This window comes from Streptomyces rimosus (assembly GCF_008704655.1).
In the GTDB taxonomy this organism is placed as follows: Bacteria; Actinomycetota; Actinomycetes; order Streptomycetales; family Streptomycetaceae; genus Streptomyces; species Streptomyces rimosus.
Genome location: NZ_CP023688.1, coordinates 3,880,970 through 3,904,126 on the forward strand (window position 1 = coordinate 3,880,970; position 23,157 = coordinate 3,904,126).

General features: G+C 71.1%; 20 protein-coding genes and 1 tRNA gene. 11 read left to right on the plus strand and 10 right to left on the minus strand.

Translation table 11 applies throughout. The features are described 5' to 3' along the window. The first annotated feature begins 49 nt into the window (after positions 1-49). Positions 50-979 (plus strand): 1-phosphofructokinase family hexose kinase, encoded by a 930-nt coding sequence (locus CP984_RS16130; protein ID WP_003981236.1) that lies wholly within the window; start codon positions 50-52, stop codon positions 977-979. Positions 980-1,062: 83 nt separating this feature from the next. Here CP984_RS16130 and CP984_RS16135 read toward each other — a convergent pair whose 3' ends face one another. Together CP984_RS16135 and cdgB are read right to left on the minus strand one after the other, a co-directional pair. Next, entirely contained in the window at positions 1,063-2,025 is a 963-nt protein-coding gene (locus CP984_RS16135) for a carbohydrate-binding protein (RefSeq protein ID WP_003981237.1), read from the minus strand. A 211-nt stretch (positions 2,026-2,236) separates the two neighbouring features. Then, entirely contained in the window at positions 2,237-3,925 is a 1,689-nt protein-coding gene (gene cdgB / locus CP984_RS16140) for a diguanylate cyclase CdgB (protein WP_003981238.1), read from the minus strand. Between the two features lie 404 nt (positions 3,926-4,329). Between cdgB and CP984_RS16145 the strand changes: the two genes are divergently transcribed. Then, the gene (locus tag CP984_RS16145) at positions 4,330-4,830 is read left to right on the plus strand and encodes a flavin reductase family protein (protein WP_003981239.1); all 501 of its coding nucleotides are present in this window, start codon (positions 4,330-4,332) and stop codon (positions 4,828-4,830) included. A gap of 244 nt (positions 4,831-5,074) precedes the next feature. Here the strand turns inward: CP984_RS16145 and arfB are convergent, their stop codons facing one another. Next, positions 5,075-5,512 carry an alternative ribosome rescue aminoacyl-tRNA hydrolase ArfB gene (gene arfB / locus CP984_RS16150; RefSeq protein ID WP_003981240.1) on the minus strand — a complete coding sequence of 146 codons (438 nt, stop codon included), beginning with the start codon at positions 5,510-5,512 and terminating at the stop codon, positions 5,075-5,077. Between the two features lie 208 nt (positions 5,513-5,720). Here arfB and CP984_RS16155 point away from each other — a divergent pair, with 208 nt between their 5' ends. Next, entirely contained in the window at positions 5,721-6,296 is a 576-nt protein-coding gene (locus tag CP984_RS16155) for a TerD family protein (protein ID WP_003981241.1), read from the plus strand. A 405-nt stretch (positions 6,297-6,701) separates the two neighbouring features. On the opposite strand, the gene CP984_RS16160 is transcribed toward CP984_RS16155, so the two are convergent. Further along, entirely contained in the window at positions 6,702-7,136 is a 435-nt protein-coding gene (locus CP984_RS16160; RefSeq protein WP_003981242.1) for a type II toxin-antitoxin system Phd/YefM family antitoxin, read from the minus strand. A 223-nt stretch (positions 7,137-7,359) separates the two neighbouring features. Here CP984_RS16160 and CP984_RS16165 point away from each other — a divergent pair, with 223 nt between their 5' ends. Next, complete coding sequence (locus CP984_RS16165; RefSeq protein ID WP_030179985.1) at positions 7,360-8,820, plus strand: erythromycin esterase family protein; 1,461 nt, start codon at positions 7,360-7,362, stop codon at positions 8,818-8,820. 543 nt (positions 8,821-9,363) lie between these two features. Here the strand turns inward: CP984_RS16165 and CP984_RS16175 are convergent. Next, the gene (locus CP984_RS16175; protein ID WP_003981244.1) at positions 9,364-10,722 is read right to left on the minus strand and encodes an SGNH/GDSL hydrolase family protein; all 1,359 of its coding nucleotides are present in this window, start codon (positions 10,720-10,722) and stop codon (positions 9,364-9,366) included. 337 nt (positions 10,723-11,059) lie between these two features. Between CP984_RS16175 and CP984_RS16180 the strand changes: the two genes are divergently transcribed. Then, on the plus strand, positions 11,060-11,557 hold the full coding sequence (locus CP984_RS16180) for a hypothetical protein (protein ID WP_003981245.1): 498 nt from the start codon (positions 11,060-11,062) through the stop codon (positions 11,555-11,557). Between the two features lie 75 nt (positions 11,558-11,632). Here CP984_RS16180 and CP984_RS16185 read toward each other — a convergent pair whose 3' ends face one another. After that, positions 11,633-12,277, minus strand: coding sequence for a pentapeptide repeat-containing protein (locus CP984_RS16185; protein ID WP_030179991.1), 645 nt, complete (start codon positions 12,275-12,277; stop codon positions 11,633-11,635). A gap of 458 nt (positions 12,278-12,735) precedes the next feature. On the opposite strand from CP984_RS16185, the gene CP984_RS16195 reads away from it, so the two are divergent. Together CP984_RS16195 and CP984_RS16200 are read left to right on the plus strand one after the other, a co-directional pair. Next, positions 12,736-14,013: an FAD-dependent oxidoreductase gene (locus tag CP984_RS16195; RefSeq protein WP_003981247.1), complete on the plus strand. Its 1,278-nt coding sequence runs from the start codon at positions 12,736-12,738 to the stop codon at positions 14,011-14,013. Between the two features lie 173 nt (positions 14,014-14,186). Next, on the plus strand, positions 14,187-15,185 hold the full coding sequence (locus CP984_RS16200; protein WP_003981248.1) for a zinc-binding dehydrogenase: 999 nt from the start codon (positions 14,187-14,189) through the stop codon (positions 15,183-15,185). Between the two features lie 131 nt (positions 15,186-15,316). On the opposite strand, the gene CP984_RS16205 is transcribed toward CP984_RS16200, so the two are convergent. Next, positions 15,317-16,438, minus strand: coding sequence for an aminopeptidase P family protein (locus tag CP984_RS16205; protein ID WP_030179997.1), 1,122 nt, complete (start codon positions 16,436-16,438; stop codon positions 15,317-15,319). Between the two features lie 235 nt (positions 16,439-16,673). On the opposite strand from CP984_RS16205, the gene CP984_RS16210 reads away from it, so the two are divergent. Continuing rightward, on the plus strand, positions 16,674-17,546 hold the full coding sequence (locus tag CP984_RS16210) for an AraC family transcriptional regulator (protein WP_003981250.1): 873 nt from the start codon (positions 16,674-16,676) through the stop codon (positions 17,544-17,546). A 62-nt stretch (positions 17,547-17,608) separates the two neighbouring features. On the opposite strand, the gene CP984_RS16215 is transcribed toward CP984_RS16210, so the two are convergent. Both CP984_RS16215 and CP984_RS16220 read right to left on the minus strand, forming a co-directional pair. Further along, entirely contained in the window at positions 17,609-18,046 is a 438-nt protein-coding gene (locus tag CP984_RS16215; RefSeq protein ID WP_043978851.1) for a nuclear transport factor 2 family protein, read from the minus strand. A 108-nt stretch (positions 18,047-18,154) separates the two neighbouring features. Further along, positions 18,155-18,228 (minus strand) — tRNA-Thr (locus CP984_RS16220). A 177-nt stretch (positions 18,229-18,405) separates the two neighbouring features. Here CP984_RS16220 and CP984_RS16225 point away from each other — a divergent pair. The 3 genes from CP984_RS16225 to CP984_RS16235 all read left to right on the plus strand — a co-directional run bounded on the left by CP984_RS16225 (position 18,406) and on the right by CP984_RS16235 (position 21,233). Beyond that, positions 18,406-19,542 carry an ABC transporter ATP-binding protein gene (locus CP984_RS16225; RefSeq protein WP_003981252.1) on the plus strand — a complete coding sequence of 379 codons (1,137 nt, stop codon included), beginning with the start codon at positions 18,406-18,408 and terminating at the stop codon, positions 19,540-19,542. Between the two features lie 515 nt (positions 19,543-20,057). Then, positions 20,058-20,477, plus strand: coding sequence for a hypothetical protein (locus CP984_RS16230; RefSeq protein ID WP_030180004.1), 420 nt, complete (start codon positions 20,058-20,060; stop codon positions 20,475-20,477). Positions 20,478-20,507: 30 nt separating this feature from the next. Further along, entirely contained in the window at positions 20,508-21,233 is a 726-nt protein-coding gene (locus tag CP984_RS16235; protein ID WP_030180005.1) for a nucleotidyltransferase family protein, read from the plus strand. A 121-nt stretch (positions 21,234-21,354) separates the two neighbouring features. Here the strand turns inward: CP984_RS16235 and CP984_RS16240 are convergent, their stop codons facing one another. Then, complete coding sequence (locus CP984_RS16240; RefSeq protein ID WP_078575072.1) at positions 21,355-22,992, minus strand: DoxX family protein; 1,638 nt, start codon at positions 22,990-22,992, stop codon at positions 21,355-21,357. Positions 22,993-23,157: the final 165 nt, after the last annotated feature.

A 23,157-nucleotide genomic window follows, 5' to 3' on the forward strand; every position in this document is an offset into this window, starting at 1 on the left:
CGGCCCGGTGGGCCGCGATCGTCCACGTATGTTCCGGGGAGGGGGAACCATGATCCTCACGGTCACGCTGAACGCCGCCGTCGACGTCACCTATCGCGTGCCCCGGCTCCAGCCGCACACCACCCACCGCGTCACCGAGGTCGTCGAGCGCCCCGGCGGCAAGGGCCTGAACGTCGCCCGGGTGCTGACCGCGCTCGGGCACCGGGCGGTCGCCACCGGCTTCGCGGGCGGCGGCACCGGCGACGCGCTGCGCGCCCTGCTCGCCCAGGAGACCTCGGTGACCGACGCGCTGGTCCCGGTCGGCGGCGCGACCCGGCGCACCGTCGCCGTCGTGGACGAATCCACCGGCGACACCACGCAGCTCAACGAGCCGGGCCCGACCGTGACCCCCGCCGAGTGGGACACCTTCATGGCCACCTACCGGGAACTGCTCGCCGACGCGCGGGCCGTGGCCCTGTGCGGCAGCCTGCCGCCGGGCGTCCCGGTCGACGTCTACGCGCGGCTGACCCGCGCCGCCCGTACGGCCGACGTACCGGTCCTCCTGGACACCAGCGGCGAACCGCTGCGCCGCGGCCTGGCCGCCCGCCCCGACCTCGCCAAGCCCAACGCGGACGAACTGGCCGCCCTCACCGGCTCCACCGAACCCCTGCGCGCCGCCCGCGACGCCCGCCGCCGCGGCGCCCACACGGTGGCCGCCTCCCTGGGCGCCGACGGCATGCTGGTCGTCACCGCGGACGGCGCCTGGCAGGCCGCCCCACCCCGCCGCATCGCCGGCAACCCGACCGGCGCCGGCGACTCCGCGGTCGCCGGCCTGCTCTCCGGCCTGGTCGAGGGCCTTTCCTGGCCGGCACGGCTGACCCGCGCGGTGGCCCTGTCAGCGGCGACGGTGCGGGCTCCGGCGGCGGGGGAGTTCGACCGGGGGACGTATGAGGATCTGCTGGGGGAGATCAGGGTTGTGGAGCATCCGGTGGGGGTGTGAGGGGCAACACCGCCTTACCCGCCTGAAATGCGGGTGCGCCGACCACCCCTGAGGGGTCGTCGGCGCACTTCGCGGCCGGTCCGTCAGCCCTTCACATGCCCCGCCTTGAGCTGAACGCGGTCGAGGTTGACCTCGCACTGGTCGCCCTGCTCGCAGGAGATCTTGAGCGTGTTGGTGCCCTTGTTGAGCTTGATCCAGCGCCAGGTGTGCGTCCAGCCCTTGTCCCAGGCGCCCTCACCGGCGTGGGCGAAGTTCGACATGTTGATCTTGTCGGGCGATCCGCCGTTCACCGACAGCGACGTCTTCGCGTCCTTGCCCGGCACGCCGTAGTCGACGAGCAGCGTGTAGTCACCGCCGTCGGGAACGTCGACCGACCAGGTGGCTGCGGCACCGACCTTGTTCAGCGACACATACGCGCCGTTCGCCGCCTTCGCGCCCGGCACCGACTTGTCCGTGGTCGCCTCCGGGCTGAGCGACAGCGAGGCCGCCGCCTCCTTGGGGAGCGGGGCCTTCGTCGGCTTGTCGGACGGCTTGTCGCTGGGCTTCACGGACTCGCCCGCCGTCGGCGTCGGGTCGCCGCCGCCCGCCTCGTCCTTCTTGTCACCTTGATTGGTGAGCATCGCCACGCCGATACCGATGCACACCACCGCGACGACCGAGATCGCGCCGATCAGCAGTCCCTTGTGGCTGCGCCGGGGCGGACCGTCCTGACCGTGTCCCGGGGGCGGGCCCTGGCGGGTGCCGTTGCCGCCCGGGAGCGTCTCGGGGGCGGCGTAGTGGGCGTTCTGCTGGCCGTAGGGCTGCTGGCCCTGCTGCCCGTACGGCTGCTGCGCGGGGACCTGCTGCTGGCCGTACTGGCGCTGGCCGTACTGCCGCTCGCCCACCGCACGCACCTGGTTGTACGAGGCCCGCGGTACGCCCGGCCGACGCGCCGCCGAGCCGCCCGCCGCGCCCTGTGCGCCGCCCTCGCCGCCCTCGGAGCGGTAGAGGTGGGCGAACGGGTCGTCGTCCTCGGGCGTGCCCGCGCCGTTGTTGCCGGCCGTCATTCCGTGTCACTCCCCAGCGGTCTGTACGAGATGGCTGTACTGATCTTCAGGCCCCGGCGGCGCCCCGCCGCATCGGCGCAGCCTACCCCGTTCGGGGGACGCCACGCCGAGCCGGAACGGGTACAGGACCGCTACAGATGACGCACGGCGGGCGCGCCGTACGGCTCCGGCCCGGCGCGCCGCACAGCGCACCCGCCGGCGCGCGCTCCGCTCACCCCGCGCGCCGGCTCGCCTTCGAGCGGGACCGCTTCTCGACGTACATCCGCTGGTCGGCGGACTGCAGGACCTCCTCGGCGGACATCCCGCAGGCGGCCCAGCCGATGCCGAAGCTGGCGCCGACGCGTACCGCCCGGCCGTCCACCCGGATCGGCGGGATGATCCCGTTGCGCAGCCGGACCGCGAGGTCCTGCGCGTCGGCCTTGCCCAGGCCGTCCGCGAGGACCACGAACTCGTCGCCGCCGAGCCGGGCGACCGTGTCACCGTCCCGTACGCCGTTGGTCAGCCGCCGGGCCACCTCGATGAGCACCGCGTCACCCGTGTGGTGCCCGAAGCGGTCGTTGATCGACTTGAAGCCGTCCAGGTCGCAGAAGAGGACCGCGAGCCCCTTGGCCCCGTCGTCCTCCGGCCCGTCCGAGGGTGCGATGACGTGCACATGATGGTCGTACGGGCCCGCCGCCACCGCGTCCGGCCCGTCGACGGCGTCGTACCCGTCGAAGACCTCGGAGGTGTCGGAGCCAAAACCGTGCGCCTCCTGGAAGGCGGCGACCGAGGCGGCGGACGCGGCCGAGGCGTACGCGTCCGCGTCCGAACCGGGCGGGCGCGAACACAGCCGGGCGCCGAGCCTGGCCCGCAGCTCGGCACTGTTCGGCAGCCCGGTCAACGCGTCGTGGCTGGCGCGGTGCGCGAGCTGGAGCTCGTGGCGCTTGCGCTCCTCGATGTCCTCGACGTGGGTGAGCAGGAAGCGCGGCCCGTCGGCGGTGTCCGCGACGACGGAGTTGCGCAGCGAGACCCATACGTACGTGCCGTCGCGGCGCGCCAGGCGCAGCTCGGCGCGCCCGCCCTCGGCGGAGGTGCGCAGCAGCGTGCCGATGTCCTCGGGGTGGACGAGGTCGGAGAACGAGTAGCGGCGCATGGCGGAGGCGGGGCGGCCCAGCAGCCGGCACAGCGCGTCATTCGTACGGTGCAGACGCCCGTGCTGGTCGCCACCCATTTCGGCGATGGCCATGCCGCTGGGCGCGTACTCGAATGCCTGCCGGAAGCTTTCCTCACTGGCGCGCAGGGCCTGCTGCTCGCGCTCCAGGCGCACCAGCGCGCGCTGCATGTTGGCGCGCAGCCGCGCGTTGCTGATCGCGATGGCCGACTGGAAGGCGTACATCTGGAGCGCTTCCCGCCCCCACGCCCCAGGTCGGCGGCCGTTGCGCGGCTTGTCGACGGAGAGCACGCCGAGGAGTTCGCCGCCACCGTTCGCTGCCGTGTACATGGGCGCGAAGAGGCGGTCCATCGGATGCCACTCGTCGGGGAAGCGCGGCTCGGGCCCGGCGGCGTGCCACTGCGGCACATCGTCGTCGTCCAGCACCCAGCCCTCGGTGTGCGGGATGAAGCACAGGCCGCCCCAGCGCTCGGCCATGTTCAGCCGGCGGTCCCACGAGGCGCGGGAGCCGACCCGGCCGGCCATGAGGGCCTCGGCGCCGGCGCTGCCGGCAACCGCGGCCACCACGAGGTCACCGTCGGGCCGTACGAGGTTGACCGCGGCGAGCTCGTAACCGAGCCCCGTGATCACGCCGTCGGCGACGGTCTGCAGGGTGTCTGCAAGGCTGCGTGCGGTGTTCAGATCGGCGACCACTTGGTGCAGCTGCCGCAGGGTCGCAAGACGGACGTATGGCTCCGACTCGGTCTCCATCGCTCGCTCTCCCCGAGACCTCGACAGCAACTCCAGGATTGGGTGTCGTCCGATTGCCACGGCCACTGAATCACAGTGAGCTGTTCACTCGGTACACAGGGTCAACAATTACTGGCTGCTGTGACTCAAGTCACAGAGCGTGGCGACCGCTTGATGATCTCCGAACGGGCGCCACTGGAGGAACTTCTACAATTCCTGAACGCAAATCCGGACGCAAGGGAGTGCTCCGCCGCCGGACCTAGGGCGCGTATGGTCCCCGGGCCCGATGCGGGCGCCGCACACCCTTCGTTAGCGTTCATGGCGTGTTCACGAAAACCTCCGCCACCACGCCCGGCGACCGCTCCGCCGCGCCCGTTCCGCCACGCTCCGCGCCCGGTGGAGCGGCGATCCCCCATCCTGGTGGGGTGAGTGACGACGAGTTCCGCGCCGCCCTGTCCCGGCTCGCCGCCGGGGTCGTACTGATCACCGCACACGATCCGGAGGACGGCCCGCGCGGCGAGGACGTGGGCATGACCGCCACGGCCTTCCTGTCCGTCTCGCTCGAACCCCCCTTGGTGATGGTGAGCGTTCGCAACGACTCCCGCATGGACGACCTTCTGGAGCGTCAGCCCCTATGGGCGGTTTCGGTGCTGTCGGAAGGGCAGCGGCACATTGCGGGCCGGTTCGCCATGAAGAACCGCATCAGCGACAGACTTCTCTTCCAGGACATTCCCACAGAACAGGGCGAAGCCACCGGCGCCCCGCTGATCGGCGGCGCCCTGGCCCGCCTGGAATGCCGCACGGAACAGCGGGTGGCCGCGGGTGATCACACACTGGTCATCGGACGGGTGCTGACGGCGCACACCGCGGGGGAGGATCGGGGGCCGTTGATGTACTTCCGGGGGAAGTATCGGCATTTGGGGTGAGGGGCCCGGGTGGGGGTGGGGGTGGATTCGGGGTGAGGGGCCCTGGGTGGGAGCTTGGGGTGCGGGATTTGAGGTGCGGGGGTGCGTACGGGTGGGCTGCGGGGAGGCGTACGGCGGGACCGCGGGAAGGCGTACGGCTGGGGATGTCGGCGTGGGCTGGGTCCGTTCCGTGCTTCGCGGCTCTTGCCGCGCATCGCGGCCCCTGCGCTTGCATCGCGGCTGTTCGCTCACGCTGCGGCTTCACTCACGTCCAGTCGCGGCCGGAGCGCCCGCGCTTGATGTCGCCGCGCTGCTTCTTCTCCCGCAGCCGGCGCTCATTGATACCGCGCGGTATTCGCTTCTTGCGCCGCGGCTTGGGCGGCGGCGCGGTGACCTCGGCGAGCAGGGCGGCGAGCCGTACGGCGGCGGTCTCCCGGTTGCGCCACTGGGAACGGTGCTCGGAGGCCCGTACGGACACCACTCCGCCCTGCAGCAGCCTGCCGCGCTCGGCCAGCCGCTGGAGAGCCCGCTCCTTCCACACCTCGGGCAGCACTTCCGTGGCGGCCACGTCGAAACGCAACTCGACCTGGCTGTCCGACGTGTTGACGTGCTGGCCGCCGGGCCCCGAGGAGCGCGAGAAACGCCACATCAGCTCGGCCTCCGGGAGAGCGACCGAGCCGCGGATGACATAGGGCCCTGACATGCCCCCATGATCTCGCGTCCGCCCGCCCGCGTCACGTCGTTTTGCCGGGCCGCCCGGCCGCCCCTCCCGCACCACCCGGCATCAGGAATTGGCAAAGAAAGTAAAGGGAGCTGGAACCCGACGGTCCCTTCATGGCGTTGTCCAGGGTGACGGTAGCTTCGTCCGGAGTACGGAGCCCGACGATTTCGACGAGGAAAGGGACATCCCCATGGCTGTAAGCCTGTCCAAGGGCGGCAACGTCTCGCTCACCAAGGAGGCACCGGGCCTGACCGCCGTCACGGTCGGCCTCGGCTGGGACGTCCGCACCACCACCGGCACGGACTTCGACCTCGACGCCAGCGCCATCGCGGTCAACGCGGCCGGCAAGGTCTACTCGGACCAGCACTTCGTCTTCTTCAACAACAAGGTCACGCCGGACCAGTCCATCGAGCACACCGGTGACAACGTCACCGGTGAGGGCGAGGGCGACGACGAGCAGATCAAGGTCAACCTGGCCGCCCTCCCGGCGGACATCGACAAGATCGTCTTCCCGGTCTCGATCTACGACGCCGAGAACCGCAGCCAGAACTTCGGCCAGGTCCGCAACGCCTTCATCCGCATCGTCAACCAGGCCGGCGGTGCCGAGATTGCCCGCTACGACCTGAGCGAGGACGCGGCGACTGAGACCGCCATGGTCTTCGGCGAGCTGTACCGCAACGGCGCCGAGTGGAAGTTCCGCGCCGTCGGCCAGGGCTACGCCTCGGGCCTGGTGGGCATCGCCAAGGACTTCGGCGTCAACGTCTGAGGTCGTGGTGGTTTGAGGTCGTGGCGGTTTGAGATCGTGGCGGTTTGAGGTCGTGGCGGTTTGATCTCTCAGCGGTCTGATCGCGTAGAGATTCGGCCTCGTTCCGTACGTCCGCGACGGGCGCGAGCTGCTGGTGGGCGGCTTGCGCCTGGGCGGGGCATCGCGTCCGGCGCGTCCGCTGCGGATTCGGGCGGTTGCGTCGGGTGGATCCGTCAGGTGGATCCGTCGGGCGGGTCCGTGGGGCGCTTCCGTCAGCCGGGTCCGTAGGGCGATTGCGCTGGGCGATTCGTGCCCGGCATGACGTCGGTCTTTACGGCCTTCCGTGGTCGTGAAGGCCGACGTTGTCATTCACGGACGTGCTTGCCGGCCATCCCCTCCCCCCCCAGGCCACCCAGGCCCCGTCCGTCACTGCTCGCCGACGGGTGGCTGCCTGGCCAGGAACTCGGCGAACGCCGCCGCCTGCTCCGGGTCCATGTACTCCTGCCGCCCGAAGGTCGCCTGCTGCTCCAGCCAACTGAGCCACCCGGCAGGACGCAACTCGGCCACCACCGCCCGCCCGCGGGTGAACGTCATACGCTCGCCGTCCGCGTGCACGTATCGCACGTACGGGCCGTGCCGCACCGGCCCGGGCGGCCGTTCCCGGGCCGCATCCGGCAGCGGTATAGGGGCGCCGAGGAACCGCTGCGCCCAGTGCCCCAACTCGGCCAGCTCGGCCGCCGGGAGCAGCACGCTGTGCGGTTGGCCGTCCTGAGTGAGGAGCACGCGCTCTCCGTTCTGCTCTACGTGAGCAACCAGGTGACCGAAGTCCTCGACGGCGTCCCGCAGTTCGACGCTCCTCATGAGGGGCGAGATTACTGGTCGCTGATGCCACGGGGAGGCGGAGGCGCCCTGCGGGGGGTGCCCTTGGATACACCCCTCCCGGTGAGGGCGTTCCCCTGGTGGGTGCACCTTTCTACTGAGGGCACCCCCTACCAAATCGGGCGGCTGGCCCCAGCGCGCAGCCATGGGCACGCGGGCCATGATCCATCCCAAGCCACCACAAACAAGCGCAGGGACGGACATCATGGCCAAGCACCGTAACCGCATCAGCCGACGGAGACTCCTGACGACGGCAGCGGTGATCACGCTGGGAGCGGCGGCCCTCTCCCCCGTTACGGCTCAGGCGTCCCAGGCAGCTCCCGCACCGTCGGCGTCGGCGTCGGCGGCCTCAACGGGCCGGGCCGCTCCCGTTTACGGGGACCAGAGCCCCGTCCGCGCCCTGGAGCAGGCAGCCCACCCGCTCCGCTCAACCGATCCCGGCCGGAACACGACCGATCTGCGCGCCCTCTCCTCAATGATCGGCAACGCCAAGGTGGTGGGGCTCGGCGAAGCCACCCACGGCTCCCACGAGTTCTTCACCTTGAAGGAACGCCTTTTCCGCCACTTGGTCGAGGAGAAAGGCTTCACCACCTTCGCCCTGGAGCTGAGCTGGTCCGCCGGTCTCGAAATAGACGAGTACCTGCAGACCGGCAAGGGCGACGCCCGCCGGATCGCCAAGCGGGCGCTGGCCAACTCGCCCTGGGACCGCGAGGAATTCGTCAGCCTCATCACGTGGATGCGCGACTACAACCGCCGCCACCCCCACCGCACCGTCCACTTCATGGGCGACGACCTCGGCGCCCCGTCGATCAACGACGCCTTCTTCGCCCGGGTGACCGGCTACGTACAGCGCACCCACCCGGAGTCGCTGCCAAGGCTCAACGAGCTGTACGCCGGACTGCGCCCGATCGACGATGTCTTCGCCTACTTCCGCAAGCCGATGGCGGAACGACAGCGACTGGCCGACAGAGCACAGCAGGCCCTGGAACTGATCACCAACCGCAAGGACTCCGGGGCCGGGACCGAAAGCGGAGCCGGGGCCGGGGCCAGGGCCGGCACCTCGAGCGGCGGCGACGCGTACGCCTGGGCCGTGCAGAACGCCCAGTTCATCGCCCAGACCACCAAGTTCCTCACCATGGACATCAACGACCCCGCCTCGGTCACCGCCGCCCAGCGCTTCCGCGACGAGGTGATGGCCCGGAACGTCACCTGGTGGCAGCGGCGTACCGGCCACAAGATCCTTCTCTCCGCACAGAACGACCACGTCGGCTACGCCGCCGGCGACCCCGAGCTGTACCCCAAGACGCAGGGCTCGTTCCTGCGCGACCTGATGGGCGGGAACTACCTCCCCATCGGCTTCACCTTCTACCAGGGCTCCTTCCTGTCGAAGGACGCCGCCCTCGCCGGCGACTGGAAAGAATTCACCGTGGGCACCCCGAAGCCCACCACGAACGAGTACGTCCTCGACAAGGTCCGCCACCGGAACTTCTACCTCGACGTACGCCACGCCCCGCTGGCCGCCCGCACCTGGCTGAACACCACCCGCCCCACACGCAACATCGGCACCGAATTCCCCCACCCGGACGCCCGCGTAGCGATCGCCCGCTCCTTCGATGTCCTCATCCACCTCCACGAGGTCACCGCGGCCACAAAGACAAAGCCGTAACACGCGTTCCCGGCCCCTCCCGCGACCCGATCCCCAGCTTCAAGCAGCCGCGCCGGGCACCCCGGCCACGCGGTATCCGGCGCGCGCCTCCGCCGTCCCCGGCGCCTCCGCCGCCCCCGGCACTTCCGCCCCTCCCCACCTCAGCGCTCTCCCGACGTCGGCGCCCGCCCCATCACGATCTTGCGCAGCCTCTCCGCGAGCCTCTCCACGGGCCTTCCCGCGGAGAGGCTCGCGGCCCCCGCGACCTCAACCATGCTGCGGTCACCGCGACCCGCGCAGCACCAGCCGAGCGGGTCGTGGCCGACGCCGGGGGGCGGCACGCGACGCCCCCTCCCCGGCCGCCCCATGGACTTCCGTAAACGACGCTCGTCGACGGCTGGGCCCTCCCGGGACGCAGCGGCAAGGGCACCACTGCAGGGACACAGCAGGACGGGCACGGCGGAGGCAACTCTCCCGGACGGCCCTACACCACAACCGACGGGGACCACGCCCCGCCCACCCCCGGGCAGCGCCACCGCCTCACCACCCCGCCTCCTCACCCCCTCACAGCTCGTCCAGATCCACCGCCTCGGCCATCGCGCGGTACCCCGCGTCGCTCGGGTGGAGGTGGTCGCCCGAGTCGTAGGCCGGGGCGAGGCGGTCGTGGTCGGACGGGTCGGACAGGGCCCGGTCCAGGTCGACCACCTCGTCGTACTCACCGGAGGTGCGTATCCAGGCGTTGAGCGCGTCGCGCTTGGTTTCGCCGCGCTCGGAGTAGTAAGCGGCGCCCTTGAACGGCGTGACCGTCGCGCCGATCGCCTTCACCCCGGCCGCGTGCGCCTGGCGGATCAACGAACGGTGCGCCTGGATGAGTTGGGCGACCGACACATCAGGGGCCGAGCCATCGGGCCAGTTCGGCGAGGCGCTGGCGCCGATGTCGTTGATCCCCTCCAGCACGATGACCGAGCCCACGTTGGGCTCACCGAGTACGTCGTGCCGGAAGCGGGCCACGCCCTTCTCCCCGGCCCAGGACGAGTCCGCGGTGATCCGGTTGCCGCCGATGCCCTGGTTGAGCACCCCGCGCGGGCGTCCGGTGGCCGCGAAGCGTTCGGCGAGCGCGTCCGGGTAGCGGCGGTTCGCGCCGGTGGTGGAGCCGTAGCCGTCGGTGATGGAGTCGCCGAAGGCCACCACCGCCTTCCGGCGCGCGTCGTCCTTGCCGCCGGAAACCTCGACGCCGGTCAGGTAGTACCAGGACTCGGACTTCTCCGTGAAGGCCGCCGCGCCGGTGTCCGACCGGTGGTCGCCCTTCGCGCGGTAGGTCGTGGTCAAGGCTGTCTGGTGGAAGGTGGCCGGTCCGGTCGGCCCGGCCAGGTACAGCGTCACGGTCAGTGACTCCAGCGCACGGACCTTCATCGGCAGCCCATCGCTGCGCACCTCGCCACCCGCCGGCACGGTCACCGACCGGTGCCCCCCGAAGAGCAGGTCCCGCACGGAACCGTCCTGCACCGACGCCCCCTTGCCCGCACGGGCGATGGTCGCGCCGGTCACCTTCAGCGGCGTACGGCCGTAGCGGTTGGACAGCTCGATACGGGCCTTGGTGCCGCCCGTGCTGACCCGGACCACCTGCCGGACCGTGTGATCGGTGAAGCCCGCCACCGACCAGTTGGGCATCAGCGCGTGCGGCGCCTGCGGCGAGGTCGCCCAGGCGCCGCGCCACCGCTGCCCACAGCCGCGATCACCGGGCGAGGCGCTGTTCTTCCCCGCGGCCTCCCCCGCGCCCGCGGCCCCTTCCGTCGGTGCCGGCGCCGACGCGGCCATGGCGGCCGCGCCCCGTTCCGTACCGATCACCGGCAGCGTCACCAGCGCCGCGGCGGCGAACAGCGCGACGCCCGAGCGTCTGGCCTTGGTACCTGACATGATCATCCCCACCCTCTGACTGACCGGATGCGTTGATCCGGATTGGTTGTTCCGGGTTGGTTGCTCCGGGTTGGTTGTTCCGGCTTCGTTGATCCTGGTTCGTTGGCCCTGCTTCGTCGATCTGCTGCGTCGATCTGCTGCGTCGATCCGGGCTCGTGACGCCGGTTGGCTTCCTCGGCCCGGGCTCATTGCTCCTGTTGAGTTGGTTGGTCCGGGCTCGTCGCCCCGGACCCGTTGGCCCGAGTCGTTACGCAGGCGCCGTGCCCCCTGCCGACGACACCCCGGGCGGCTGTGCCGACCGCGGCGGCGCGGACGAACGTACGAACGTGACACCATCGAGGACGTGATCGACCTCGGCTACTCCCTTTCCCGCCGTTTTCCGGACCCGCCGCAAACGGACTACCGCACCGCGGACGTACGGGCCCTGCGCCATGACCTCTTCTGCGGCGACGTCTACCTGGCCGACACCAAGGAGGACCGTGAGGTCTCGACCGCCTGGGGCTGGGTGCCGGTGCTGGATTTCGCCTGGGCCCTGTGCGACATCGTGGAACGGATCGACCGTGATCCGCTCGGCAACCGCGCCGCGCAGCCGCAGTACGCCGAGCTGGATTTCACCGAATCGGCGGACCGGATGTACTTCGAGCGCCGCTTCGGCTGGGTGGACGTCGACTCCGACTGGATGCCGGCCGACGAGGCCCCGCTCACCTTCCAGCACTCCGAGCTGCGCCGCGAGGCCCGCGACTTCCTGCACGACCTGATCGCCGACCTTACCGACCTGCACGACGGGCTCGCCGACAACCCGGCCGTATGGGACCTCCAGGCCCGCTTCCCTCGCGTATGAGCGGCGCCGGCCCGATCGCGGCCGCTCGTACGGGCGACCCCACCCCGCCCCACGCTCCTGTCCCCGCCCGTACCGTCATTCCACCCGCACCCCCATCTCCGCCGCGAACGCCGGAGCAAGATCCATCAGCTGGGCCGGGCTGATCACCGCGCCCGACAGCTGGTCGATGCCCCGCGCGATGTCCAGGCGGGCGACCCCGCGCAGATCGACGTCCCGCATCCGTACGCCGCTGAAGTCCACCCGGGTCAGCGTGCAGTCGTCGAAGCTCACCCGATCCAGCTCCGCGCCGGCGAAGTCCGCCTCGACCAGCACACAGCCCTCGAACGCGACGTCCTTCAGCTTCGCCTTGCGCAGATTGAGGAAGTCGACCTTCCCGCCGCGCACCACGACCCGCTCCAGCACCGCTCCGTGCATCTGAACGCCGCCGAGCCGGGCGTCCAGGACCTCCACGTCGCGTAGCGACACCTGCGAGAGGTCCGTCCCCACACCGCGCACCCCGTCCAGCACGCTGTCGATGAAGCGCGCCCGGCTCAGAACCGTCTCGTCCAGCGCGCACCGCCGCACCGCGCAGTCCATGAACCGGGCCCCGCGCCCCGCCTGCCCCGTCAGATCGGTGTCCGCGAACTCCAGCCCGTCGTAATCCCCCTCGGTCTCCAACTCCGCGTCCGTGTACGGGCTCAGCTCCGGCAGCCGCACCGACGGCCGCCGTACCTCCTGCACGGCCCGCCCCGTACCTGCCGCCTGCCCCTCCTGCGCGGCGGCCCGCCCCGTACGCGCCGCTCGCCCCTCCCGTACGGAACGCCCCTCCCCCACCGAACGGCCCTCCGCAGCCGCCCGTCCCGGCCGCCCCGCCCCCTCGTCACGCTCCCACACGCCTGCCCACCGCCTTCCTGCCCGTCCCTGCCGCTTCCGCCCGCGCACCGCCGACTGACCCCATCGTGAACCACCCCACTGACAATCGCCCGAATCCAGCCCCTGACCAGCACAGATGCCCCTGACCCCGCACGCATGTCACAACCGTCGCCACCCCACTCGTCCCATGCACAAGGACCCCCAGCCACCCGACCATCAGCCACCGACCACCCAGCCACCCGACCGCGCAGCCACCCAGCCGCCCGATCACTCAACCGCCCGCGATCCGCCCTCTACCGCTTCACCTCACCCAAGGAGGACCCACCATGCGACAAGCCACCACGGGACGCCCCACCATCACCGTCATCGGAGGCGGCTTCGCGGGCCTGACCGCGGCCATCTCCTGCGCCGAGGGCGGCGCCTCGGTCACCCTCTACGAGGCGCACCGTTCGCTGGGCGGCCGGGCCCGTACGGCCGACGGCCCGTACCGTACGAACGAGGGCCCGCACGCCCTCTACAACGGCGGCCCTCACTGGACCTGGCTCGAACAGCGCGGCCTCCTCAAGCCGCTCGCCCCGCTGCCACCCCTACAGGCCACCCGATTCCGCTTCCACCGCGACGGCGTGCTGCGCCGCGTCCCTCCGGCGGGTCTGCTCAAGCTGCGCAGGTACAAGAACGCGCCGGTCGACCAGGACTTCTTCAGCTGGGCCGCCTCCCAGGAAGGCGAGGCGGCAGCACGCGCCGCCGCCCACTACGTCGGCGTCGCGACGTTCCACCACGACCCCGGCATGCTCGCCGCCGCCTTCGTCCAGGAGCGGCTGCGCCGTACCATCTCGTTCCCGCCCGAGGCGCACTACATCCGGGGCGGCTGGTGCGAGCTGATCGCCCGTATGGCCGAACACGCGCGCCAGTTGGGCGTACGCATCGAGACCGGCGCACGTGTCGACGCGCTGCCCGAGGACGGCCCGGTGATCGTCGCGACGCACCTCGAATCCGCCCGGGCCCTCCTCAAGGACGATCGCCTGACCTGGGACAGCGCCCGCACGATGCTGCTCGACGTCGCTCTGCGCTCCCGGCGCGGCGACCTGTTCGCGATCTCCGGCATCGACTTCCCGGGCTGGGTCGAACGTTTCACCGCTCAGGACCGCTCCCTCGCCCCGCACGGCGAGGAACTCCTCCAGTGCCAGGTCGGCATCGGCCCCGACGAGAACCGCACCGATGGCATCGCCCGCGCCGAGCGCCTGCTGGACGCCGGTTTCCCGCAGTGGCGCGAGCGCCTGACCTGGCGCCGCGAAGCGCTCTCCCTCGGCCGTACGGGCGCGGTGGACCTGCCCGGCACCACCTGGCGCGACCGGCCCGCCGTCGAGCGCGGGGACGGCGTCTACCTGGTGGGCGACCAGGTGGCGGCGCCCGGCGTACTCAGTGAGGTCTCGTTCAGCAGCGCCCTGGAAGCGAGCACGTTGGCGCTCCGTTCCACCAGGGCCGATCGCGCGGCGCCGTACGTACCCACCGGCACCGGCACCGGCACCGGCACCAAGTTCAGCACCAGCGACACCACCGAAGCCGACGGCACCGTAACCACCCCGCACTCCAGGGCCTCGTGAGCCGGACGTGACGCCCCCTGAGAGGAGCGTTGACAGCAACCGACCTTGACCTCAACCAAAGTTGAGGAACCAGAGTGAGGGCCACCGGTCGGGACGGCCACGCCTCTACAGGACCGTCCTCAGACCGCCGTCCACCAGTACGCCCGCTTTACCGCCCTCCCCTGGAGACCACCATGCACGCGATCCGCCTGCACGCCTTCGGCCCCGCCGAGAACCTCGTATACGAGCGGACCGAGACACCGCTGCCCGGCCCCGGCCAGGTCCGGATCGCCGTGGCGGCGGCCGGCGTCCACCTGCTCGACACGGCGCTGCGCCAGGGCGTCGCGGGCGGCCCGGCCCCGCTCCCCGAGCTGCCGACCATCCCCGGCCGGGAGGTCGCGGGCACGGTCGACGCCCTCGGCGAGGGCACCGACCCCGCGTGGCTGGGCCGCCGGGTCGTCGCCCACCTGGGCATGAACCCGGGCGGCTACGCCGAGCAGGCCGTCGTCCATGCCGAAAAGCTCCACGAGATTCCCGGCAACCTGGACGAGGCCCAGGCCGTCGCCATGATCGGCACCGGCCGCACCACCATGGGCATCCTCGGCTTCACCGACCTCACCGCCGACGACGTCGCCCTCGTCCCGGCCGCGGCCGGCGGCATCGGCTCGCTCCTCGTCCAGTACGCGAAGAACGTCGGCGCCACCGTCATCGGCCTCGCGGGCGGCCCGGCCAAGGTCGAACGCGTACGGAAGCTGGGCGCCGACCTCGCGGTGGACTACACCAACGCCGGCTGGCCCTCAGTGGTGCGCGCGTTCCTGGCAGTGCGCGCGCTCCCGGGCGCCACCGTCGTCTTCGACTCCGTGGGCGGCGAACCGGGCCGCGCCGCCGTGGGCCTGCTCGCCCGGGGCGGGCAGCACCTCGTCTTCGGCTGGTCCTCGGGCGTGCCCCTGGAGTTCGCGGAAGGCGAGCTGGCCGAGCGCGGCATCACCTCCGAATCCGTACTCGGCCCCGTCATGCTGGCCAAAGCAGGCGGCGACAACCCGATGCGCACCCTGGAAACCGCGTCGCTCGCCGAAGCAGCAGCGGGCCGCCTTGTACCGGACGTACAGCGCTTCCCGCTCGCGGAAGCGGCAGCGGCACACCGGGCACTGGAGACCCGGGGAACGATGGGGAAGGTTGTGCTGATTCCGTAGGGGCGGTGGGTGGCGGGGGCCCGGGCGGGAGGATGCGCGTCGCGAGCGGTGTGTGTCACGAGGGGGAGCATCGCGGGCAGTGTGTGGCAGCCGTTATGCACAGCTGCGCCTCCCCCCCCCGCTGACACCCCTCAGCTCACCACCCCCAACATCTCCCTCTCACTACGGTTCAGCCACCGCCCGCCCGTATCCGTACACGTCACGACGTCCCCGATCCGCACGCCGAACCGCCCCGGAAGGTAGATCCCCGGCTCGATCGAGAAGCACATCCCGGGAACCAGCGGCAGTTGTTCGCCCTCCACGAGGTACGGCGGTTCGTGCGGGACAGAACCGATTCCCCGGCCCGTACGGTGGGTGAAGTACTCCCCGTAACCCGCCGCCTTGATGACCCTCCGGGCCGCCCGGTCGATCTCCTGGCAGGCCGCGCCCGGCCGCACCGCCTCGAAGGCCGCCCGCTGCGCCTCCCGTACGACCTCGTACACCTTGCGCTCCTCGGCGGACGGCGGCGCCCCTACGCGTACGGTCCGGCCGGTGTAGGAGCAGTAGCCGTCCTTCAGGCCGGCGAAATCGAGCACCACCATGTCCCCGTCCTCGATGACCCGCTCGCCCGCCTCGTGCTGTGGATCGGCCCCATTGGGGCCGGACCCCACGACCACGAAGGCGACCGCCTCGTGTCCGTTCCCGGTGAGCAATCGCGTGATATCGGCGCCCACTTCACGCTCCCGCCGCCCGGCGAAGCGCAGGCCGAGGGCCGCCTCGTACGTGGCATCCGAGGCCACCGCCGCGGCTTCCAGCCGTGCCACCTCGTGGGCGTCCTTGACGGCGCGCAGCATGGGCAGCGCCTCCGTAACCGCGATATACGAGGTGCCCGGCGCGGCGCGCTGCAAAGCCAGCAGGTCGCGTGCCCATGTCATGTCCGAGACCGCGTAACGCCCATCCGGAGCCAGCCAGTCCGCCAGCAGGGCGTACGGGTCCGCCGCACCCACCGCCCAAGCGGTCACCTCCAGCGCGCCCGCGCCTGGGGCCTGCTCCGCGACGGCCTTCTCGTGCGCGGGCACCAGCAGCTGGGGCCGCCGCTCCGCGGGCTCCGAGGTGATGACCAGCGCGGTCACCAGCCCCCGAACGCTCGCGGGGGTGTATCCGCACAGCCACACCATCATGGGCCCCGGCGTCACGATCAGTCCCGTCAGCCCGGCGTCCTCCGCGGCCCGAACCGCCCGCGTCATCCGTCGCTCGTGATCCACACGCCCCATCGAAGTCGCCATGCCGGTGAACCTACGCCGTCGCACGTACAGCGCACCCGACGAAACACGCCACCCGCGAGCACCCCGACCGAGCCCGCCCACACCAGACCGCCCCCGAACGAACTCGACCGCATTCGACCGTCCTCCCCTCCCTCCATCGCACCCGACCGGACCGGGCACAGAATGTCGGGCCCGGCCACATGCGATCTTCCTAACGTGACGAGCACAAGGGAAGGAGGCCGAAGTGCTGGAGCGGCTGAACGAGGCCCTGGAACACATCGAGTCCCACCTCGACCGGCAGATCGAGGTGAGCCGGCTGGCGCGGATCGCGATGACGTCGGAATACCACTTCCGCCGCATGTTCTCCGCGCTGGCGGGAGTCTCGCTGTCGGAGTACATCCGGCGCCGGCGGCTCACCGTCGCGGGGGCCGAGGTGCTCGCCGGGGAGCGGACGCTGCTGGAGATCGCGGTGCGGTACGGGTACGGCTCGGGCGAAGCGTTCGCCCGCGCGTTCCGGGCCGTACACGGTGTGGGGCCGGGCGAGGCCCGGCGGACCGGCGCCGCACTGCACTCCCAGCCCCGGATGTCCTTCCGTCTCATCATCGAAGGGAGCAGCAGCATGCGATACCGGGTCGTGGAGAAGGAACAGTTCCACGTCATCGGCAAGAAGGCCCGGGTTCCGCTCGTCCACCAGGGCGTGAACCCGGCGATCGCGGACTTCATCCGCGGCATCGGCCAGGAAACCCTGGACCGCATCACGGCGCTGTCCGACCAGCAGCCGGAGGGACTCGTCGCGGTCTGCGACGACCTCGACCCGAGCCGGGCCGAGGGCACCGAACTCGACTATTACCACGGCGTGGTGAGCCAGCTGCCCGCCCCGGACGACCTGGACACCCTGGTCGTCCCCGCCGGCACCTGGGCAGTCTTCGAGAACTCCGGCCCGTTCCCGGAGGCGCTGCAGTTCCTCTGGCGCGACGTATTCACCCAGTGGTTCCCGTCCAACCCGTATCAGAGCCGACCGGGGCCGGAGATCCTGCGCACCCGCTTGTCGCAAGATTCATCACAGGCGGACGCAGAGCTTTGGATTCCGGTGGAGAGGCTGAACGACGCCGGATAACGCAGGCCGAAAAGCAGCACGTGAGCCCGCAAGCCGCCCCCAACCAGAACGTCCCCATCCGGCTACCCGGCCTCCCGCTCCCCGACCGACCGCGAACGCTCATAACAATCATAGTTACGCTGAGCGACAATCCGACCGTCGCGAAACTCCAGAAAAACCGCGATGCGAGCCCGCAGCACATGCCCTGAGGGCAGGTCCCCCAACGCCACCGCCAGCGTCCCGGCCCAGTCCACCTCAAGGGCCACCTGATCACCCACCGCAACAGCATTGAGCACGTCGAACCTCTGGCACCGCAACACCCCGCGCCCCCGCTCAGCAGCCTCAAGGATGCCGGCCAGGTCCCGCACCGCCCCATCAGGAAATAGCACGTTGGGGAACTCACGCTGCACAACATCCGCATGAAAGAACCCGGCCAGCTCCTCCCCGACAGCACCACGACCAACAGCCTGATGATAACGAACCGCCGTATCCACAAGGGGGTGCCGCTGCAGACCCGTCATGCACGCCAGGGTAGAGCGCCCGCCATCCACGAACAGCCAAAACACAGACACCCCTCCGGAAGACCTTCCGGAGGGGTGTCCCAATGCGTTTCGCCTGGTCAGCGACAGAGCCCCCTGTCGGATTCGAACCGACGACCTACGCTTTACAAGAGCGTTGCTCTGACCAGCTGAGCTAAGGAGGCGTGCCTGGTGAAGTGTACCCAGGGTCGCAGCCTACCTGGCGCCGTTATTTCGTGACCCGCGGGCTACTGACAGCGGGCGTCGGCGCGGGTACCGTCACGGTCAGTCCTCAGCAGTGGACTACACCACTCCTTTTACTCGGATCGTCCGGCACGTTCCTGCCGGTGAAGGGATACACCATGGCTACGGTCACCTACGACCAGGCGACCCGGATCTACCCGGGTTCCGAGAAGCCCGCCGTCGACAAGCTGGACATCGAGATCGAGGACGGCGAGTTCCTCGTCCTGGTCGGGCCGTCCGGATGTGGGAAGTCGACCTCGCTGCGGATGCTGGCGGGGCTGGAGGACGTCAACGACGGGGCGATCCGGATCGGGGACCGGGACGTCACGCATCTGCCGCCGAAGGACCGGGACATCGCCATGGTGTTCCAGAACTACGCGCTCTACCCGCACATGACCGTCGCCGACAACATGGGCTTCGCGCTCAAGATCGCGGGCGTGAACAAGGCGGAGATCCGGCAGAAGGTCGAGGACGCGGCGAAGATCCTGGACCTGACCGAGTACCTGGGGCGCAAGCCCAAGGCGCTCTCCGGTGGTCAGCGTCAGCGGGTGGCCATGGGGCGCGCCATCGTGCGCGAGCCGCAGGTGTTCCTCATGGACGAGCCGCTGTCCAACCTGGACGCGAAGCTGCGCGTACAGACGCGTACGCAGATCGCCGGTCTGCAGCGGCGCCTCGGGATCACCACCGTGTACGTCACGCACGACCAGGTCGAGGCCATGACGATGGGCGACCGGGTGGCCGTCCTGAAGGACGGGCTGCTCCAGCAGATCGACTCGCCGCGCAACATGTACGACCGGCCCAGCAACCTCTTCGTCGCGGGCTTCATCGGGTCGCCGGCGATGAACCTCGTCGAGGTGCCGATCACGGACGGCGGTGTGAAGTTCGGCAACAGCGTCGTGCCGGTGAGCCGGGAGGCGCTGGCCGCCGCGGCCGACAAGGGGGACCGTACGGTCACCGTCGGCGTCCGTCCCGAGCACTTCGACATCGTGGAGCAGAACGGCAGCGCCGCCAAGTCGCTCTCCAAGGAGGCCGCGGACGCCCCGGCGGGCCTGGCCGTCACGGTCAACGTGGTCGAGGAGCTGGGTGCCGACGGGTACGTGTACGGGTCGGCGGTCGTCGGTGACGAGCACAAGGACCTGGTCGTACGTGTCAACGGGCGGCAGGTGCCGGAGAAGGGCACCGAGCTGCACGTCGTGCCGCGGCCGGGTGAGACGCACGTCTTCTCGACGTCGACGGGTGAGCGGCTGAGTGACTGAATGACTGAGCCGGCGCTCCTATCAACCGGGCCGGCGCCCCCAATCGGGCCGGCGCCCCCATCAACCGAGCCGCCGCTCAGCAACCGAGCCGCCATTGAGTGACCGGGCCGCTGCCGGGCCGCCAGGCCGCCCCGTACGCTGCCGGCTGGCCGGGCCGCCCCGTACGCTGCCGGGTCGCCCGGCCACCCCGTAGGCTAGCCCCCGCCCGCCGCGTGATGCAGCGGCCTGGACGGCCCACCAGCTCCTCCCACACGGCGGTGCCCGCCCTCCAAGGCCGGCACCGCCGTCCCGTCGTACCGAGGCCGCCACCGCCGTCCCGTCCCACCGAGGCCGCCACCGCCGCCCCGTCGCGCCAGGAGCCCGCCCCCCCACCCAGCCCCCTTGTCGACAAATACCCCGGCACAGCCGTCATTTCGAGCCTGTACGTCAACATCGCGCGCGTTGAGAGAGCGAAAATATCGCTCGATTCGGTGACTAAATGTCGCCAAATCATCACTACTCGCTACCATCGCCCCGTGAACTCCGCAGCCCGCCGTATCGGCCGAACCCTCGCCCTAGTCCTTCCCGTCGTGCTCGTCCTGTCCGGGACGCTCGCCGTCACCCGCGTCCCGTGGGCGTCTCCCGGGACGGACTCGCAGATGCTGACCGCGTCCTCCGAGAACGCCTCCACCAAGGCCGGTTCCCGGGCGCCGCAGGACGTGCTCCGCGACCGGCTCCTGGTGGAACTCCAGGACAAGGACCCCGGTGTCGCCCTGACCCACCTCCAGGAGGAGACCACCAAGCGGCCCTCGCTGGCCAAGCACTGCATGGCCATCGCGCGCGCCCTGGGCCGTGCCGCGGTCGCCAAGTACGGCGGTGCCACGCACCGTGCGCAGGCATGGTCCCGGCCGGTCTGCGATACGTCGTTCGCCACCGGCGTCGCCTCTGTCCAGTGACCCCGGCTCGCACCGCATAGGGTGCGAACCATGACAGCCCCGTACCCGCACCCCACGCAGGCCGTGGTCCTGGCCGGAGGCCAGGGTTCGCGACTTCGCCCGTACACCGACGACCGTCCCAAGCCGATGGTCGAGATTCCCGGCACCGGAACCCCGATCATCGGCCACCAGCTCGCCTGGCTGGCCTCCGAGGGCGTCACGGACGCGGTCGTCTCCTGCGGCCATCTGGCCGAAGTGCTCCAGGACTGGCTGTCCCAGGCACAACTTCCCCTGAATGTCACGACCGTTGTCGAGACCGAGCCGCTCGGTCGCGGTGGCGGTCTGAAGTACGCCGCCGCCTCGCTGCCCCGGCCGGAAGAGCCCTGGTACGCGACCAACGGCGACATCTGGACCCGCTTCTCCCTGCGCGAGATGGCGGACTTCCACCATGAGCGCGGCGCGGACGCCACCCTCGCGCTGGCCCGGCCGCGCATTCCCTGGGGCGTCGTGGAGACCGACGAGTTCGGCCATGTCCTCGACTTCATCGAGGCGCCGCCCTCCCCTTACCTGATCAACGCCGGTGTGTACGTCTTCTCCGCCGCCTTCACCGGGCTGCTGCCCGCGCGCGGGGACCACGAGCGCACCACGTTCCCCCGCCTGGCCCGCGAACGCCGGCTGGCGGGCTTCCCGCTGCCGCACGGGGCGTACTGGCGGGCCATCGACACGGCCAAGGACCTGACCGAGGCGGCCAAGGAGCTGGGCTCGCGGGGGGTCTGAGCGCGAACGCGCCTGAGCTCCTGTACGTACAGGTGGCCCCGCGGCCGCACGACGGACCGCCCCCACAGCCGTTGCCGTAGGGGCGGTCCGTCGTATCCGGCTCACGTGAGGGCCCAGGCCCTCACCCCAGCAACCCGCCCAGCGTGCTCCCCCGCCCCCTGCCGTTGCTGGAGCTGCTCGAACCGCTCTCGCTCGCGCCTCCGTTGGCGCCGCCGGCGGTGCCGCCCACGGAGGGGGCCTGGGGGGTCGTCGCCGGGGCCCGTGTCGGTACGGACTGCCGCGGCGGCGTGCCGTTGGACGTGTGGCCGGGCTGCTGGGCCGACCCGGTGACGCTGCCGGTGGCCCGCGCCATGCCGGGGGCCGAGGCCGACGGGGTCTTGGACTTCGGGGTGCCTGCCTTGCGCGAGGCGTCGGCCGACGGCTTTCCGGGGTGCTTCGGCGTCTTGCCGGGGCGTCCGGGGCCGGGCCGCACCTTGGTGCCGCCGCGCTCGGACTGCTGGGGCAGCGGCGAGCCGGGCAGGTTGTTGATCGCGGGCTCGCCGGGCTTCGGTACGGACGGCACCGTGGCGGACCGTACGGCACTGCCCAGCAGCGACCCGGTCAGCAGCGTCAGGCCGACGACCACGGCCGTCAGGACGGCGCCGCGGCGCAGTACCCGGCGCCGCAGGGCCCACAGCTCGACCCGCGGGCCGAGCCGGCGCCACGCCTCCCCGGCCAGCCTGGCGTCCATCGAGTAGACCGGCGCGCCCGCGATGACCAGCGGGCTCCAGGCGGCGAGGTAGATGATGTCCGGGGCGTCGTAGACCGGTACGGTGCGCCAGCTGACCGTCATCAGGAGCGTGGCGGACAGCAGCGCGCCGAACGACGCGGCGACCCGCTGCCACAGCCCGCACATGGTCAGCACGCCGACCACGACCTGGAGGAAGGCCACGGTCAGGCCGGCCCCCACCGGGTGCGAGAGCGCGAAGTCGCGCAGCGGCGCCACCAGCGACCACGGGTGCAGCGACTGGAGCCACTTGACCATCGAGCCGCGCTCGCCGCCGTCGAAGTAGACGGGGTCGCAGAGCTTGCCCATGCCCGCGTACACGCTGATCAGGCCGAGGAAGATGCGCAGCGGCAGCAGGACGACGCCGAGGTTCATCCGGTGCCCGGGGTAGTAGGCGTGGCGGATCGTCTCGCCGCGCCGCTTGGGCCCGTCGTCGGGGCGTTCGTACGCGGCTTCGTCGTCCGCGTACGGCGGCTCGTCCTCGTAGTGGTCGTAGGCGCCGGTGGTCGGGCGTACGCCCTCCAGCAGGGTGGTGTCCCCGTCCACGGGGCCGCGCTGGCCGACCACGGTCGAGGACGGACCTGCGGAGCCCGCGGCGGGCTGCTCCTCGTCGAGCCGGACCCTGGGCAGGACCTGGGTCGTGGTGCCGGCGTCCTCGCCCCGCTCGGCGGTGGTGCGGCCGGAGTTCCGTACGGCGTGCAGGAGTTGGCTGGTGGCCGCGGTCGTGCCGCCGGGTTCGGTGCGGCCGCTCCACACCACGGGCGCGCGACGTCTGCCCACCACCGGCTCCCGGACCACAGGGATGCTGGCGGTGTCGGCCAGGGCGCTGCTGGTTGTGGCGGGCGCGGCGAGCTGCACGCGGAAGCTGGCGTGATTGACGATGACCTGCGCGGGATCGCACGGCACCTTGACCGAGCTCAGCACCGGCTCGTCATCGAAGCCCGGCGAGCGTCCCCCCGTAGGCGTGCGGGGTGTTCTGGTGTCCACGCTCATCTAACCGAGTGACCCGCGTTTAAGACACTGCTTCGACCGCGCCGATCTGTCCGAGGCCCGTCAAAGGAAGGGCGGGATCGTCCGGGATCACCGGCGGTCGTGCGGGCGGCCTGCGCATGGCCGCGGGGAGGCCCCGGCCGTACGGGTTTCGACGTACGCCGTCGC